The sequence below is a fragment of the Sorangium sp. So ce836 genome, from assembly GCF_028553905.1.
Taxonomy (GTDB): domain Bacteria; phylum Myxococcota_A; class Polyangia; order Polyangiales; family Polyangiaceae; genus Sorangium; species Sorangium cellulosum_D.
Genome location: NZ_CP102233.1, coordinates 4,980,211 through 4,996,604 on the forward strand (window position 1 = coordinate 4,980,211; position 16,394 = coordinate 4,996,604).

Sequence of the window (16,394 nt, forward strand, 5' to 3'; positions counted from 1 at the left end):
GCCGCCGTCGGCTGGGTCGCTCAGCGGGCGCCGGCGCCGTCCTGCTGCGCCGCGACGGACACGCGCAGCGGCCCGATCCCGGCCGCCCCGGCCGCGGCGCCGGCGATGTCGATGACGAGCTCGTCGCCGGACACGAGCGGCCCCACGCCCTGGGGCGTCCCGGTCGCGATGACGTCGCCGGGCTCCAGCGTCATCACCCGGCTGATGTACGCGACCAGCGCGGGCACGCTCCAGAGCATCTGCGCGGTCATCCCGTCCTGCCGCACCTGGCCGTTCACGACTGCCCGCACGCGGAGCGCCGAGGGGTCGAGCTCCGTCTCGATCCACGGCCCGACCGGGCAGAACGTGTCGAACCCCTTGCCGCGCGTGAACTGCACGTCCTTCCTCTGCAGATCCCTCGCGGTGATGTCGCCCAGGCAGGTGTAACCGAACACGTGATCCGCCGCCTCCTCCGGCCGCACGGCCTTGCAGCGGCGGCCGATGATCACGCCGAGCTCCGCCTCGTGCTCGACCCGCTGGCTCTCCGGCGGGAGCACGATCGACTGGCCCGGGCCGATCAGCGCCGAGGGCGGCTTGAGGAAGAGCAGCGGCTCGACCGGGATCTCGTTGCCCAGCTCCTGCGCGTGCGCGGCGTAATTGCGCCCCACGCACACGATCTTCGTGGGGGCGACGGGGCAGGCGAGGTCGACGTCGGTCCACCCCACGGCCTCGCCGGTGGCCTTGCCGCCGAGCCAGGGCGGTGCGTCGAGGACGAGCGCGGCCGCGCCCTCGAGGCGGGCGAAGAAGGCCGGGCGATCTTGATCCGGAGGCGCGAGACGGGCGAAGCGCATGGCGCGAGCAAAGCGCGATCTCTGCGTCGCGGCAAGCTCGCGCCCGGCGCGGCGCGCTGACACGCCCGCGCCGTCACCGTCCGCGCCGTCACGGAGGGGGCGGCGCGGCGCCCCGCCGCCGCGCCACGAGGCGGGCCTCGTGGCGCCCTTCCTCGAGCCACCCTTCGTCGTAACGGACCACCTCGAGCGCCTCGCCGACGAGGCCGGGGAGCTCGCCGTCCTCGAGCAGCCAGCGCGCGCTCGGGTGCGCGTGCCGCAGCAGGTTCGACCGCGTCGGATGCACCACGACGAGGTGGCCGCCCGGGGCGAGCTCCGCCGCGCAGGCCGCGAGCCTGCGCTCGAGGAAGTAGAAGATCAGGATCAGGTCCCAGGGCCCGCCGGGCAGCGGGTCGCGCTCCACGTCGAGCGCGACCGTGCGCAGCGCGAGCCCCTCGCGCGCCGCGGCGCTCCGCGCGACGCCGAGCCCGACCTCGGAGATGTCGGCCAGCGTCACGTCGAGCCCGCGCCGCGCGAGCCACAGGGCGTGCCGCCCCGCGCCGCCGGCCAGATCGAGCGCGCGCCCGCGGCGGGGCAGGAGCGGATCGAGCGCCGTGAGCACCGCCGAGGGCTCGCCCGGATCGCCGCCGCCCTCGCGGTAGCGGGCGTCCCACCTGATGCGATCGTCGTCCGACACGCTGGCCTCCTGTCCGGTGGAGCGCGCCGGCCGCAGGGGCAGGCCCCTCGCAGGGCGGCGCGCGCGACGGCCCCTCGCGCTCGGGCACGAGCCCGCGGGCGCCTCGCACGGCGCGGAGCCTACCACCGCCCTGTTCGGCGGCGTGAGGACAGGGCGGGGCGACGGCGGCTGGACGCGCGGGATGACCTGGCCTACCACGCCGGCCGCGCCGCCATGCCCGAGTGCCTGACCCTGGCCCCCACCCCGGATCCCCGCCGCTTCCGCGCGCCCGACGGCGCGCTGCTCTCGCCGCCCGAGGGCTGGGCGTGCCTGCCGCCGGGCGACGCCGGGCTCACCCGCCGGGTGAAGCTCGCGGGCCCCTCCTGGATGGTGGTCGAGAAGCGCGGGAGAAAGACGTTCTCCCGGGGCCTCTGGGCGCCGGCCGCCACCATCGAGGCCGCCCGCGCCGCGCTCGAGGCCGAGCGCAGCACGCCCGCCTACGCGAAGAAGCGCGAGGCGGACGCCCGCCGGCGGGAGCGCGATCAGGAGGCGTACGTGCGCGAGTTCGAGGCCGAGGTCGCGGCGTTCCTCCGGTTCTCGCCGCGCTACGCGGCGCTCGCGCGGGCGCTCGCGACCCGGGTGACGCAGCACGCGACGCCCGTGGGCAGCGGCACGGTCGCCCGCACGGAGCGGATCCCGGTCGAGCGGCGCGCCGAGTCGGCGGTGATCGCGTGGATGCGGCACCAGACCACGGCGTACGACACGATGGCCATCCCGCGCGTGAAGGGGATGCGCCGCGAGGTGCGGCGCGAGCTCGCGCAGATCTCGCGCGCGATCCTCGACCTGCACCGCGGCGACGCGCCGCACGCCGCCGCGTCGTGCCCGCTCTGCGGCGCCCTGGCCGGCGCGACGGCGCAGCCGGCCTAGCGCCCTCAGGCGTCGAGCAGGCCCTCGCCGACGAGCCGGGCGCGCAGCCCCGCGGCGCCGTCGAACACGTGCGCGCGCATCCCGACCGCGGCCGCAGCGTCGCAGTTCTCCGCGCGATCGTCGACGAACAGGCACTCGGCCGCGTCGACCCCGATGCGGCTCACGAGGCGATCGAAGAACTCGCGCGCCGGCTTGCGCACGCGCAGGTGATGGCTCGAATAGACACCCTCGAACAGGCCGTCGAGCGCGAACGCCTCGCGCAGCTCCTCGACCCACACGGGGTAGTTGCTCGCCACGACCCGGAGCGCGCGGCCCTGGAGCGCCTCGACGATCTCCCGCACGCCGGGCAAGAAGCGATATCCCGCGCGGCGCACGCGGTTGAAGGCGTCGATATCGAACGAGACGCCCACGGCGCCCTCGCGGAAGAACCGGCGGGCGAACTCGGCCTCATCGATCTCGCCGCTCTCGAACGCGGGCCAGCACGTGGGGTCGCGGTGCCGGGCGACGTCGCCGGGCGCGGCCGTCCGGATCGCCGCGGCGAGCGCCTCGCGGTACGGGTCGTAGAGGACGGTGTCCATCAAATCGAAACAAACCGAGCGGACGATACGGACCCTACGGAACATACGTTACGGAGCCTAGCACCGCCGAGCGCCCGTGTGAGCGCGTAGATCACATCGGCTTACAGGTTTTGCCGCCACACGGGTGAGTTGCGGTGAGGGCGCCGCGGATTGACACCGTATTTTAGAAACCATGTCTCGCAATGAGCAGATTTCTGGCTTATACTATTCATGGGTGGCGAGGTCTCATGAGCGCGGTCCGGCGATGCGTCGGCTCGTGAGGCCTCATGTGGTGGGTTGCTTCTCTCTACCGGCGCACGGCGCCGGCACTTGCTTATAAAGGAGTCAGGCCATGAGATTGCCTGCGATGGGCATTGCCTTGTTCGTGGTGGCTGCGGTCGGTGCGGCGTGCGGCGGCTCGGGCGGCGACGATCTCTCTCCGGGCGGCTCGGGCGCCGCGAGCGGCTCGGGCGGCGATGACAACGGCTTCGGCTCAGCCGGCTCAGGGAGCGATCTGAGCGTGGGCAGCGGCTCGAACCCGAGCGGCCCGAGCGGCGGCGGCTCGACCGGCGCCGGCGACGCGTGCGCCACGCACAGGGCCAGCGCGGAGCTCCAGCCCGTGTACCTGGCTGTCGCGTTCGACGTCTCGGGCAGCATGGGAGCGAACGATCGGCCCTCGCACAGCAAGGAGCTCAAGTGGGATCCCGTCGTCGCGGCGACCAAGCAGTTCTTCGCGGATCCTGCGTCCGCGGGGCTCACCGCCTCGCTCACCTTCTTCCCCGGCGCGCAGCAGCGGCAGATGTGCTCGGCCAGGACCTACAGAACGCCGGACGTCGAGATGACGCCGCTGCCCTCCGGGGCGTTCGCCGAGGCGATCGACGATGTGACGCCGGAGGCCGACGAGGACTGGCGCATGGGCACGCCGACGGCGTTCGTGGTCGAGGGGACGATCTCGTTCATCGACGCGCAGCGCCGGGAGAACCCCGGGAAGTACGCGCTCGTGCTCGTGACCGACGGCTACCCGCAGCTGTGCCGGGGGTCCGACTCGATCCAGGCCGTCGTCGAGCACGTCGAGGCGGCGCGCGGAGACAACATCCCGACCTACGTGATCGGGGTGGCGAACCCGCCGGACGACGAGCCCGGGAACGTGGACAACCTGGCCGAGATCGCCGCGGCCGGCGGCACGGGGAAGGCGTTCATCATCGAGACCGGCAACCCCGACGCGACGGCGACCAGCTTCAGGGCGGCCATCGACCAGATCCGCGGCGCCGCGGTGTCGTGCACGATCGCGATCCCGCCGGCCCCCGACGGGAGGACGTTCGACAAGCAGCGGGTGCGCGTGACCTACACGAGCGGACAGAGCGAGCCGAACGCCCTCGCGTACGATCAGGAGTGCGCGAGCGGCGACGCCTGGCGCTACGACAACCCCGCGAACCCGACGCAGATCGAGCTCTGCGAGGGCGCGTGCAACGCGGTGCAGTCCGATCCCGAGGCGGCCCTGGGCGTCGACTTCACCTGCGAGGACGTGATCGACATCCCGCTCTGATCGGCGGCGGGGGCGCCCCCTGGACGGGGCGCGACCCCGCGCCCCTCAGGGCGCGCAGGCGGCAGGTGGGCTGAAGAGCGCCGGGGCGAGAGCCCGGTAATCGTCGTGGTGCACGCCGCCGCGGAGATCGCCGCCGAGCTTGTAATAATAGCATCGTGAAGGGGCGATTCCCGCGGCCGTGTAGGTCGTGACGTCGCTCGGCATGTTGCCGAAGCCGAAGGAAGGCACGATGCCCGTCCGGGCCTTGAGCCACCCGAGCTCGATCGTCTTGTACTCGGCGGCCGGGCGGCCAAAGGCGCCGGTGACGCCGATGGTGGTGTGGAGGATGCCCGGCGGGAATCCCTGCCTCCTCAGCCACGCTCGCGTGCTCCCCACGAGCCACTCGGGGCGCGCGGTCACGTAGAAGAGGTGAATCCCGCTGTCGGCCAGGGCGCGCATCGCCTCGGCCGCGCCGGGGTGGGCGGCCGGCGGGGCGCCGCCGAAGAGCTCGCCGACCACCGCCACCTCGCTCGAGGTGAGCGTCCCGTCGACGTCGGTGACGGCCACGCGCGCGCCGGGCGGGAGGACCTCGACGAATAGATCCGCGCTCGTGCCGTCGCCGGCCACGGCGAAGTGGACGCGGTGCCGGCCGACGTCGAGGCGCCGCCCCGCCGCGAGATCGAGATAGACGCGCCCGCCGGTGTCCGGGATGCCCTCAGCGGTCGGGTGCGGGCGATCGTCGTCGCTCGTCCGGAGGGTGCCGAGCCGCTCCCAGGCGCCGCTGCAGCCGCGGAGGAGATAGGCCTCGACGTCCTCGTCCTCGAGATCGTCGTCCTGCGGTCCGTACGCGAACTTCGCGATGGCCCACTGGGGGCCGTCGGGGCGCGCGAAGAGGTCGCGGCCGCGGTGGCGCGGCCACCCGCTCGCGACGAGGCGCGAGCGCGTGTGCCTGAACCCGCGCGGCAAGGCGGCCGGCGGCGGCGCATCGCAGGCCGGGCGGGGCGGGCAGGCGCCGGCCCTGGCCTGCGGCGCGGGCGCAGCGGCCGGGCCCGGGGCGCCCGCGCAGGCGACGGACGACAGGACGGCGAGGAGCAGCGGGGCGAGCGGACCGGGGCGCAAGGCGCGACCACCTATACCGCGGCGGCGCCGCGGCGCGATCGGGTCGCGCGACGGCGCGCGCGGCGTACGGGCGCTTCCGGCTCAGGTCCAGAAGCCGGTCGGCTGGCCGAGGAGCGCGGCGCCGGCCTGGCCGAACCACCCCTCCGCCGCGGCGGCGTGCTGAGAGAAGGTGTGGATGTCCCGGAATCGCCGCTGCACGGGCGAGGCGTTCCGGGCGACGCCGCCCCCGCCGGCCTGATAGCAGGCGTCCACGGCGCGGGCCGCCACCTCCGTCACCCAGGCCAGCGCGCTCGAGATCCGCGGCGCCATCGCGAGGGCGGCGCCGGGGTCGTTCACGCACGCGGCCCAGAACTCGTCCCCCGTGTCGCGCAGCAGGGCGCGGGCGGCGCGCACGCTCGTCTCGGCGCGGCCGAGGTGCACCTGGAACACCGGCGAGTCGGCGAGCTGGGCGCGCGCATACAGCCGCTTCTTGCCCGAGCTCGCGAGCGCCACGCTGTCGTCGAGCGCGCCCTGGGCGATGCCCACCGCCACGGCCCCCATGTGGAGCACGAAGTGCAGGACCGGCGCGACGAACCCCGGGCCCGGCACCGACGGCTGGCCCTGGAAGATATCGAAGCTGTGCTCCGCGGGACAGTACGCCCCTTCCATCATGATGTCGTGGCTGCCCGTGCCGCGCAGGCCCAGCACGGACCAGGTGTCGATGATGCGCACCTCGCTCGCGGGGAACAGCATGCCCCGCATCTCTGGCATTTCGCTCCCGTCGCCCGCCGGGCGCATCCGGGGGCGGCCGCCGTCGAGGATGACGCAGTTCCCGAACAGCCAGCTGGCGTGCTCGCAGCCGCTCGCGAAACCCCAGCGCCCGGTGACGCGATAACCGCCCTCGGTCGCGTGGGCCTCGCCCTGCGCGTTGAAGCCGCCGCCGATGATCACGTCCGGCCCGCCCGCGTACACGGCGTCGAAGCGCTCGCGCGACAGGAGCGCGAAGAGATGCGGGCTCTCCGAGCCGATCATCACCGTCCAGCCGGTGGCCCCGTCCGCCCGGGCGAGCGTCTCCAGGACGTCCATCCCGGTGCGCAGATCCACGTCGTGGCCGCCATGGCTCCTCGGCAGGAACATCCGGAAACAGCCCGCCGCCTTGAGCTGCCCGAGCAGGTCCGCCGGGAGGCGCCGGGCCTCCTCGATCTCCGCGCTCCGCTCGGCGATCGCGGGGGCCAGGTCACGGACCGCATGCAGCACCTTCGCACCGTCGTCGTTCTTCATCGCTCGCTCCTTGACGTCGAGGGGTGGCGGAGCCGGCGAAGGCCCCGGCAAAACGGCGCATCGTACCGTGGTTCGCCAGCGCGGCGCGGACATTCGGCCCTCCCTCGGCAGGGCCGTCGATCGGGTCACCGCGGATCGGTCACGCGGCCCATGAACAGCACGGCGCCGGTCGCCACGTCGCGGATCAGGAACGCGAACGGGTGGTCCGCGCGGAACACCTGAGGCGGCGCCGGGGCCGCCCGCGTGGACACGACGACGCCCGTCGCCGCGGCGGCCTCGGTCCCTTCCTCGTTGACCTCCACGAACGCCTTGTGCCGGACCTGCGAGAGGAAGAGCGGCTCCGCCCTCGTGATCCCGGAGAAATCGGCCTTCGCCGCGTCGAACGCGAGCGGCATGCCGAGCCCCGCCAGCGCCTTCGAGAGCTCGAACTCCGCGGTCATCTTGAAGCGCGGCAGCGCCACGTCGACCCGCGCAGGCTGGAGCGCCTCCACGTACCCCTTGAGCTGCCCGGTCGAGAGGCGCTGCTCCACCTTGGGCAGCCCGCCCGCCTGCGCGGGCAGGATGACGACCATGGCCAGCGGGCGCTCCGGATCCTGCGCCTCGTAGGCGAGCTCCAGCACCGACGCGTCGTCGACCTGCCCGAAGCGCGCCTTGAGCGTCTTGCGCATCATCGGCACCGCCGGCGCCGTGCCGGGCTTCACCGTGAACGGCTCGTTCTTCGTCGCCTGCTTGTCGAAGGGCGTCGCCCATCTCCCCTTGAAGTAGATGGCGTTCGTGAGGACGAGCCGCGTGAGGGGCGTGATGCTGCCCGCCGGCATCAGGTCTTTGATCTTCGCGCTCGTCTGCTCCTCGACCCACCGGTTGATGCGCCCGCGCGCCTGCTCGCTCGAGCCCTTGAAGTCGACGAGCTCGATCCCCGCCCCGTAGTGCTGCTGGGTGGTGCTCTGGAACGCGGGCTCGATCGGCAGCCCGGCCTGGCCCCACAGCCGGCTCGCGATCCGGAGCTCGGGCGCCTTGGGGCCCGCCGGCTGCGTGAGCTGCTTGACGAGCCCGCCGAACGCGGGGTGCAGCGCCTCGGGCGGGAAGGTGAGCTCGAGCGCCTTCGCCATCTGGGCCGCCGTCTCGCCCCGGGCGCCGGCGTAGGTCATGGCCAGCGCGGTCGAGACGCTCGCCGGCGAGAAGAAGAGCTTGCCTGTCGTGGCGGCGAGCGCGCCGTAGAGCCGCTGCGCGAACGCGGCGTTCGCGTCGGCGAAGCCCGCGCCGGGCGGCGGCTCGGCCGGCGGCGGCGCGTCCGGGGCGGGCTGGCTCGGGCCCGGGGCCGGCGCCTCGGCCGCCGGCTTCGGGCCGGGGCAGACGTGCTCCCAGCGGCACACCCCGCCGTCGGCCCGCGCGCACTGCGGGGCGGCGGTGGAGCCGTCGTCGCAGATGCGGGCGATCTTCGCGAGCGGGCCGCAGTCGGCCGGCTGACACGGAGGTGCTTCCGGGGTCGAAGCGGGCGGCGGGGCGTGGCTCTGGGCCTGGCACCCGAGTCCGAGGAGGCTGCACAGCGCGGCGGCGAACAGGAACCGTTGGGCCATGCCGCTTCGGTACCAGCGCGCAAGGGCGCTGGGAAGCCCGGCCCCGAGGCGACGGCGCCTGCGCCGCTCCGGCGGCGCCGCTCAGAAGTTGTGGATGAACGTGAACCGGCCAGCGATCTTGTCGTTGAGCTGGCTCTCCTTCTGCGTCTCGTAGCCGAGATACAGGAGCAGCTTGTTCCCCGTGCCGTAGTTCAGCCCGATCACGCCGCCGATCTGCAGGCTGGCGAGGCCGGTTTCGTCCGGCGCGTCCGCGGTAGCGCCCGGCACCTCGTTGAGGTCGACGGAGAGCTCGAGGTGCGGGCCGATGCCGAAGTCGTCGGTCGGATAGAAGAGGAGGAAGTCCCGCGAGTAGAGGTAGTTCTGGACGCTCTCGTTGAACATGCTGGAGAACGACCCCAGGATCCACGACTCGAAATAAATCGGCTTCGCGTCGATGTAGGTGAACAGCTGCGGGGCGACCAGCGCCGCCGGCTCCTGCGTCACGAAGTTGAACGCGAAGCCCACCATCGGATTGAGGGTGACCGGACCGAACGTGAACGCGGGGCCGATGTCGAACTCCGCGGTTCCCAGCGTGGTGAGATAGATGTCGCTCGAGAGGCTGATCGGGCCGAGCTGGTGCGAGGCGCCGGCCCAGACCTGGAGACCGAGGTTGTCCGCGTCGACCCGGAACCAGCTCGGGATCTGGCTCGGCGCCGGCGGCGGCTCTCCGACCGGCTCGGTGGTGCCCGGCGCCGGCGTGGCGGGCGCCGCCTGGCCGCCCGTCGCCGCGTCGCCCGCGGTCGCGGTCGGCTCTACCGGGGGCGCTGTCGCAGGGGGGTCCGCGGGGGCCGCCGCGGCGCCCGGATCAGCCGGGGGTGGCGCGGGATCCTGAGCCCAGGCGGCCGGCGACGCGAGCAAGCCCACGACGCACGCGAGCGCCGAGCAACATTTCCCCATAACGTTCTCGATCATTGGAACTGCCTCCTCTGCGCAACATGAGGTGAAAGCAACATGAAACGTGCGAGCAACACGGAGCGTAACGGCAGCGGGATGACCGTAACGTAGTAGAGAGCGCTTAGGCAAAGCCGATGTGCATGGGCGCGAGCGATCGACGCCGCGCCCGCGCTCCGAGGCGGTGTGCTGTCGGACCACTGCGGCATCGATCCTCGCTTTGGCACGCTGGACGAGTTCGACGCGCTCGTCCGCGACGCGCGCGGCACGGACCTCGAGATCATCCTGGAGTCAGTGTTACTCCCGGGCGACGCGCCGCCTCAGAGGGGGATGTACTGGATGCCCGCGGCCGCCCCGAGCGACGCGGCCGCGGCGGCCCCGACGAGGAGCAGCGTCGTGACCAGGAGCGTCCCCTCGATCTCGTCCGTGACCAGGTCGTCCACGCCCTGGGCGAGCTCGTCCCGCGCCTTGACCAGATCGATGCCGCCCTTCTGGTGGGCCTCGTTCCGGAAGCGCGCCAGCGTCAGCGCCTCGATGGTCTTGAGCAGCTGCGCCTCGATCTTGCGCCGCAGGAGCCCCCGCAGGCCGCCCCCTCGCGGCGCCGCCTGCACCCTGTGGATCACCGCGAGGCGCAGCCGCTTCACCGCCTCGTTGATCGGCACGCCCTCGACCGCCTGCGCCACCCGCCCGCCGCGCGCGCCCACCTCGGCCTGATCCGAGACGCCGAGCAGCCGCTCGAACACCGCGGTCACGAGCATCCCGCCGAGGCGCTTCGACCGCACGACCTGCAGGATGCCGGCGCCGAGCGCCCGCTTCCACGACAGGGTGAAGCCGAGCACGGCCGAGAGCGCGAGCGCCACGATCGCCGCGAGCGCCCCGCGCAGCGCCGAGCCGTCGGCCGCGATCGCATAGGAGGAGCCGGCGAGGACGACGGCCAGGAGCGACATGGTGGCGGCGGTCAGGAAGAACGCGCGGATCGCAGGACCCAGCGCCGCGGCGACACCTTGCATGAACGGTCGGAGATCCATGATCGTCCACTTCACCACGGCCGCGGTCCGGCGAAAATGCCGAACGGGGCGGGAGTCGCGGCGACCGCCGCGATCGCCGCGATCGCCGCGATTGCGAGGGGCACGGGGACGCGCGGCGCGCGACGTCGGCGCGCGCCGCCGCTCACCGGAGGTGGTCGCGGTAGAACCGATCCCGGAAGTCGAAGAAGCGGGCCAGGGCAGGGTCCTCGGCGATGCTGCGCACCGACGTGCCCGCGAGCTCCGGCTTGAAGAGGTGCTTCGACGGCGGGAACTTGAGCGGGTAAACGAGGGCCACGGCGGCGACGTCGGCGAGCGACGGCGCGTCGCCCACGAGGTACGCCGAGCCCTCGAGGCGAGCGCAGAGCTCGGCGAGGGTCGCGCGCACGGCGCGCTCCGCGGCGTCGAGCCACCGCTCCACGGCGCCCACCCGCGCCTCGGCCAGCGGGAGGACGGCCGCCAGGGCGCCGAGCCCGGCGTGCGCGAACGGCCCCATCGCGGCGCCCAGCGCGTCCAGGTAGTGCTCCTCGCGGAGGCCGCGGCGCAGCAAGCAGAACGGCGCGTACTTTCCGAGCGCCTCGTCGAGGTGCGCCTCCAGGGCGAGGACCTCGCCCCGCTGCTCTGGATCGTCGGGGAGCAGGCGCCGCCCTTCGGGGAAGGTGCGCTCCAGGTAGAGCGCGATCTCGGTGGAGTCGGCGACGACCGTGCCGTCGTGCTCGATCACGGGGAGCTTGCGCTGGCCCGAGAGGCGGTAGATGGCGATCTGCTCGGGACCGGGCTTGTGATCCTCGATCCGGTACTCGAGCCCCTTGAAGTCGAGGGCAGCCCGGGCCTTCTCGGAGAAGTGACTGAGCGGAAAGCGATGGAGGACGATCGTCATCGCCCCTCGATACCACGGGCGGGCAGGGGCGGAGGCGCCCTCGGGCCCGCCCGCGCGCGGCCGGCACGCCCGACGGCGCGGCGCTCCGGCTCAGATCACGCCGAACTTCTTGCCGACCTTCTCGAACGCCTCGAGCGCGTGATCGAGGTGCTTGCGCTCGTGGGTCGCCATGTAGCTCGTGCGGAGGACCTGCTGCTTCGGCGGGACGCCCGGCGTGATGAACGGGTTCACGTAGAGCGAGTAGTCGTCGAGGAGCGACTTCCACATCATGACGGTCTTGAGGTCGTCGCGGATGTAGATCGGGATCACGGCCGTCTCGGTCTTGCCGAGCTCGAAGCCAAGCCGCTGCAGCTCCGTGCGCATGTAGGTGAAGTTCTCGCGGAGCTTCTCCTGGCGCCACGGCTCCTCCTGCATGACCTCGAGCGACGCCATGGCCGCGGCGACGCAGGGCGGCGCCGCGCTCGCCGCGAACAGGAAGCTGTAGGCGAAATGCTGAATATAATCGAGCACCTTGCGCTCGCCGACGAGCCAGCCGCCGATCGAGGCGAGCGACTTCGAGAAGGTGCCGCCGATGAGGTCGACCTCCTTGCCGAGGCCGAAGTGCGCGGCGGTGCCGCGGCCGCCCGGGCCGATGACGCCGAGGGCGTGCGCGTCGTCGACCAGGAGCCGCGCCTTGTGCTTCTTCACCACCTCGACGATCCCGGGTAGGTTCGCGATCTCGCCCTGGGCGCTGAAGACGCCGTCGGTGATGACGAGCGCCCCCTCGGTGTCGGCGATCTCGGAGAGCGCGCTGTCGAGCGCCGCGGGGTCGCTGTGCTTGTAGCGGACCATCCGGGCGCCGGTCGCCTGGGCGAGCCGCACGCCGTCGTAGATCGACGCGTGATCGTCCTTGTCGATGATCGCGACGCTCCGCTTGTTGCTGAGCAGCGCCGAGATCGTCGCGATGTTCACCTGGTAGCCCGTCGTGAACACGAGCCCCGCCTCCTTGCCGTGGAAGGCGGCGAGCTTCTCCTCGAGCTCGTTGTGGAGGCGCATCGAGCCGTTCACGAGCCGCGAGCCGGTCATGCTCGTGCCGTATTTGTCGATGGCGTTCCGCGCGGCCTCCCGCACCTTCGGGTGGGTCGTCAGCCCGAGGTAGTTGTTCGAGCCGAGCATGATCACGGTCCGCCCCTCGAGCTGCGCCTCGGGGCCGTTGTTGAAGTCGAGCGGGCGGAAGAAGGGGTAGACCCCCATGGCGCGGGCGTTGTCCGCGGTCATGAACTTGTACGCCTTCTCGAACACGTCGCGCCCGCCGATCCGCGCCAGCGACGTCCGCGCCGCCATCTGGGTCGCGAGCTGCTGCTCGGCCGCCGCCGCCACGTAGGCGCCCGCGCCGTTCGCGCCGGCGCCGTTCACGGCCGCGCCGTTCGCGCCGACGCCGTTCACGTGCGGGCGGGCGGCGGCCCGCTCGGGCGAGGCGCTCGCCGCCTCCTCGACGGCCGACAGCCCTGCGGCGCCCGCGGCGCGCGCGGACGGCCGCGGCGACGCCGCGCGGGCCGGCGCCGCCCCGTGGACGCCGGCCTCGTCGTCGAGCGCCGGATCGATGTTCGGGAGCGCGTGCCCGTTCAGCAGGATGTCCCACGCCTCCGCGGCCCGCTCCCGGGCGGCGCGCAGGCGGTTCTTCGCATCCATGACCCCGGTGGCGAGCCGCATCACGCGATCGTTGCTGACGACTCGGACGACCGTGCTCGACGAGGCGAGCTTCTTTGCTTGGTCGACCAGACGATCCTTCATGCTCATGCCCTGGCTCCTCACGCGATCGGTTAAGGGACGCGGTCCTGCCCGCGAAGGCCGCTCCGGCGTATCACGTCGGGCCGCGCGCGGCCCTGCTCGCTTCCGGTGCGCGTCGCCGCTAAAGCAGCCTGCGCGACGTGCGTCAACGGGTACTGCCCCGCGCGGCCGCCGCGGAGCAGGGCCGCCGCGCAGGCGCATTCCGCGTCGCGCAGCGGCCTTCGCGCGGTGCGCGTCGCCCTTCGCAGAGCTCGCCCGCCGCCCGCGCGACGCGCCCCGCGTCCGAGGTCGGCTCCCGCCGTGTCCGAGGTCGGCTCCCCGCGGATGACCGCACCGCGGCATGTGGCGAGATGCAACTCGTTGCGGAGTGATGCGCGCCGGTGTAGGAAAAGTTTTCAGGGTCTATGCGCCGTGTCCTAGTCGTTGACGACGAAGAAAACCTGCGCCTCGTGGTGCGCACGTTCCTCAAGCGGGATGGCTATGAGGTCGAGGCGGTCTCGAGCGGCGAGGAGGCGCTCGCGATGGTCGAGACGTTCGGGCCCGACGTGATCCTCACCGACGTCCGGATGCCCAGGATGGGCGGCCTCGACCTCCTGGCGACGCTCAAGGCGAAGGGGAACGAGGCCACGGTCATCGTGATGAGCGCCTACGGCAACGTCGACCTGGCCATCGAGGCGATGAAGGCGGGCGCCTACGATTACATCCAGAAGCCGTTCAAGGCGGAGGAGGTGCTGCTCACGCTCCGCAAGGCCGAGGAGCGGGAGGCGCTCCGCCGCGAGAACCGCGCGCTGCGCCAGGAGATCCGGCGGGAGAACCTGTTCGAGGAGATCCTCGCGAAGAGCCCGCCGATGCAGGCGATCTTCAAGACGATCGCGAAGGTCGCCGACTACAAGACCACGGCGCTCATCACGGGCGAGAGCGGGGTCGGCAAGGAGCTCGTGGCCCGGGCGATCCACCGGCGGTCCGGCCGCCGGGGCGGGCCGTTCGTCGCGGTCAACTGCGGCGCCATCCCGGAGAACCTGCTGGAGAGCGAGCTCTTCGGGTACAAGCGGGGCGCGTTCACCGACGCGGTGAACGACAGGGCGGGGCTGTTCGAGCAGGCGAACCACGGCACGCTGCTGCTCGACGAGATCGGCGAGCTGCCGCTCCCGCTCCAGGTGAAGCTGCTCCGGGTGCTCCAGGAGGAGACGATCCGCCGCCTGGGCGACAACAAGGACATCAAGGTCGACGTCCGCATCCTCGCGGCGACGCACCGCGACCTCCTGGCCGAGACGCAGGCCGGCCGGTTCCGCGAGGACCTCTTCTACCGGATCAACGTGCTCCCGATCGCGATCCCGCCGCTCCGGGAGCGGCGGGAGGACATCCCGATCCTCATGGATCACTTCCTCGCGAGGAACAACGCGCGGTTCGGCATCAACATCCGCGGCTTCGAGCCCGAGGCGCGGCGGCTGCTCCTGGAGTACCGGTGGCCGGGCAACGTCCGGGAGCTGGAGAACACCGTCGAGCGCGCCATGGTGCTCTGCGAGGGCGAGCGCATCGGCGAGGCCGACCTGCCCGAGCGGATCCGCGAGGCGCGCGACCCGATCCAGATGCAGCTGACGAGCGGCGAGCTGTCGATCAAGAAGACCTCGCGCGTCATCGAGGAGATCCTCATCCGGCGCGCGCTCCAGAAGACGAAGGGCAACCGGACCAAGGCCGCCGAGGTGCTGGAGATCAGCCACCGGGCGCTGCTCTACAAGATCAAGGACTACCGGATCGATCTGTGACGGCGGCGACCCGCCTGGAATCTGACGCAGACGACGCAGGCGGCGCGGGCGCCGCGGGCGATCTTCCCGATCCGGCCGAGTCGAAGGTCGGTAGTCCGTCCGATGTCGGCGAGGAGCGGCTGCCGATCTCCGGATGGCGACATCCCCGGGTGGGCGGCTCAACACGCCCTTGCGCCCGTCGCCTCAGGCGGCTACGCCGTCGCGCTCGCCCCTATGAAGAAGAATTACGTTCTCGACGCGAACGTCCTGCTCCACGATCCTCACGCGATCTTCAAGTTCGAGGACAACGACGTCATCATCCCGATCTACGCGATCGAGGAGATCGACCAGTTCAAGCGGGAGGGCTCGGAGCGCGGGCGCAACGCGAGGACCATCGCCCGGCTGCTCGACGAGGTCCGCGGCGCCGGCACGCTCGCGACCGGCGTGCTCCTGGAGAGCGGCGGCACGCTGCGGATCGCGATCCCGGAGCGGCGGCCGGAGCTGCTCGTGGGGCTGGAGTCGGGCTCGCAGGACAACGCCATCCTGCAGACGGCGATCGACATCCGCGACCGGCACAAGGACCGGCCGACCATCTTCGTGACCATGGACACGAACCTCCGGATCCGCGCCGACGCGCTCGGGATCCCGGCGGAGACGTACGAGAACCAGCGGGTGCACGATCCGGCCATCGAGCAGTCGGTGGTGGAGCTCGAGGTGCCCGGCGCCGAGGTCGACGCGTTCTTCCAGAACGGCTCTTTCGTCGGCGCCAACTTCGCGGATTTATTGCCGAATTCGGCGGTGCTCCTCCGCGACGCCGGGGCGCCGAGCCACACGGCGCTCGGGCGCTTCGACGCGTCGCGCGGGCAGATCGTCGCGCTCCGCGTCGGGCGGGAGGGGGTGATGGGGGTCCGGCCGCGCAACAAGGAGCAGGCCTTCGCGCTCGACCTCCTGCTCGACGATTCCGTCCGGCTGATCACGCTCATCGGCAAGGCGGGGACGGGCAAGACGCTCCTGGCGCTCGCGGCGGCGCTCAAGCGGACGACGGAGGACAACGCCTACAGCCGGCTGCTCGTGAGCCGGCCGATCATGCCGCTCGGGCGCGATCTGGGCTTCCTTCCGGGCGACGTGGACGAGAAGCTGAACCCGTGGATGCAGCCGATCTTCGACAACCTCGAGTTCCTGTTCTCGAACGGCGGCACGAAGCCGGGGCGCGACGCGCGCGGCTTCGTGGAGCTCTTGGAGAGCGGGCGCATCCAGGTCGAGCCGCTGACCTACATCCGCGGGCGCAGCCTGCCGCACCAGTACCTCATCGTGGACGAGGCCCAGAACCTCACCCCGCACGAGGTGAAGACGATCATCACCCGGTGCGGCGAGGGGACCAAGATCGTGCTGACGGGCGATCCGCAGCAGATCGACAACCCGTACGTGGATCACGCGTCGAACGGCCTGCTCGTGGTGGCGGAGCGGTTCCGGCGCGAGCGCATCGCGGGGCACGTGGTGCTCGCCAAGGGCGAGCGCAGCGAGCTCGCGGAGCTCGCGGCGAACCTGCTCTGACGCGCGCAGCAGGGGGCGCGCGGCGCGATCGCGGGGCGAGCAG

The 16,394-nt window shown here is 72.3% G+C and carries 14 protein-coding genes; 4 read left to right on the top strand and 10 right to left on the bottom strand.

What is annotated here, in order from left to right:
• Positions 1-20: 20 nt before the first annotated feature.
• Both NQZ70_RS18200 and NQZ70_RS18205 read right to left on the bottom strand, forming a co-directional pair.
• Positions 21-830, bottom strand: coding sequence for a fumarylacetoacetate hydrolase family protein (locus tag NQZ70_RS18200; protein ID WP_129575344.1), 810 nt, complete (start codon positions 828-830; stop codon positions 21-23).
• Positions 831-918: 88 nt separating this feature from the next.
• Positions 919-1,503 (bottom strand): bifunctional 2-polyprenyl-6-hydroxyphenol methylase/3-demethylubiquinol 3-O-methyltransferase UbiG, encoded by a 585-nt coding sequence (locus NQZ70_RS18205; protein ID WP_129575345.1) that lies wholly within the window; start codon positions 1,501-1,503, stop codon positions 919-921.
• A 213-nt stretch (positions 1,504-1,716) separates the two neighbouring features.
• Between NQZ70_RS18205 and NQZ70_RS18210 the strand changes: the two genes are divergently transcribed.
• Positions 1,717-2,409 (top strand): DUF2293 domain-containing protein, encoded by a 693-nt coding sequence (locus tag NQZ70_RS18210; protein WP_129575346.1) that lies wholly within the window; start codon positions 1,717-1,719, stop codon positions 2,407-2,409.
• A 5-nt stretch (positions 2,410-2,414) separates the two neighbouring features.
• Here the strand turns inward: NQZ70_RS18210 and NQZ70_RS18215 are convergent, their stop codons facing one another.
• Positions 2,415-3,032: an HAD-IA family hydrolase gene (locus tag NQZ70_RS18215; protein WP_324293052.1), complete on the bottom strand. Its 618-nt coding sequence runs from the start codon at positions 3,030-3,032 to the stop codon at positions 2,415-2,417.
• 286 nt (positions 3,033-3,318) lie between these two features.
• Between NQZ70_RS18215 and NQZ70_RS18220 the strand changes: the two genes are divergently transcribed.
• Entirely contained in the window at positions 3,319-4,512 is a 1,194-nt protein-coding gene (locus NQZ70_RS18220; RefSeq protein WP_129575348.1) for a vWA domain-containing protein, read from the top strand.
• Positions 4,513-4,557: 45 nt separating this feature from the next.
• On the opposite strand, the gene NQZ70_RS18225 is transcribed toward NQZ70_RS18220, so the two are convergent.
• From NQZ70_RS18225 to NQZ70_RS18255, 7 genes are all read right to left on the bottom strand, one after another.
• Positions 4,558-5,610 carry a phosphatidylinositol transfer protein gene (locus tag NQZ70_RS18225; protein ID WP_129575349.1) on the bottom strand — a complete coding sequence of 351 codons (1,053 nt, stop codon included), beginning with the start codon at positions 5,608-5,610 and terminating at the stop codon, positions 4,558-4,560.
• Positions 5,611-5,691: 81 nt separating this feature from the next.
• On the bottom strand, positions 5,692-6,870 hold the full coding sequence (locus NQZ70_RS18230; RefSeq protein WP_129575350.1) for an acyl-CoA dehydrogenase family protein: 1,179 nt from the start codon (positions 6,868-6,870) through the stop codon (positions 5,692-5,694).
• Between the two features lie 125 nt (positions 6,871-6,995).
• On the bottom strand, positions 6,996-8,447 hold the full coding sequence (locus NQZ70_RS18235) for a serpin family protein (protein WP_129575351.1): 1,452 nt from the start codon (positions 8,445-8,447) through the stop codon (positions 6,996-6,998).
• An 81-nt stretch (positions 8,448-8,528) separates the two neighbouring features.
• Positions 8,529-9,398 (bottom strand): hypothetical protein, encoded by an 870-nt coding sequence (locus NQZ70_RS18240; protein ID WP_129575352.1) that lies wholly within the window; start codon positions 9,396-9,398, stop codon positions 8,529-8,531.
• Positions 9,399-9,697: 299 nt separating this feature from the next.
• The gene (locus tag NQZ70_RS18245; protein WP_129575353.1) at positions 9,698-10,405 is read right to left on the bottom strand and encodes a hypothetical protein; all 708 of its coding nucleotides are present in this window, start codon (positions 10,403-10,405) and stop codon (positions 9,698-9,700) included.
• 142 nt (positions 10,406-10,547) lie between these two features.
• Positions 10,548-11,282, bottom strand: coding sequence for a glutathione S-transferase family protein (locus NQZ70_RS18250; protein ID WP_129575354.1), 735 nt, complete (start codon positions 11,280-11,282; stop codon positions 10,548-10,550).
• Between the two features lie 90 nt (positions 11,283-11,372).
• Positions 11,373-13,061 carry an aminotransferase class I/II-fold pyridoxal phosphate-dependent enzyme gene (locus NQZ70_RS18255; protein WP_207217882.1) on the bottom strand — a complete coding sequence of 563 codons (1,689 nt, stop codon included), beginning with the start codon at positions 13,059-13,061 and terminating at the stop codon, positions 11,373-11,375.
• 395 nt (positions 13,062-13,456) lie between these two features.
• Here NQZ70_RS18255 and NQZ70_RS18260 point away from each other — a divergent pair, with 395 nt between their 5' ends.
• Together NQZ70_RS18260 and NQZ70_RS18265 are read left to right on the top strand one after the other, a co-directional pair.
• Positions 13,457-14,818: a sigma-54 dependent transcriptional regulator gene (locus NQZ70_RS18260; protein ID WP_129575355.1), complete on the top strand. Its 1,362-nt coding sequence runs from the start codon at positions 13,457-13,459 to the stop codon at positions 14,816-14,818.
• Between the two features lie 213 nt (positions 14,819-15,031).
• Entirely contained in the window at positions 15,032-16,351 is a 1,320-nt protein-coding gene (locus NQZ70_RS18265) for a PhoH family protein (RefSeq protein WP_129575356.1), read from the top strand.
• Positions 16,352-16,394 lie beyond the last annotated feature (43 nt).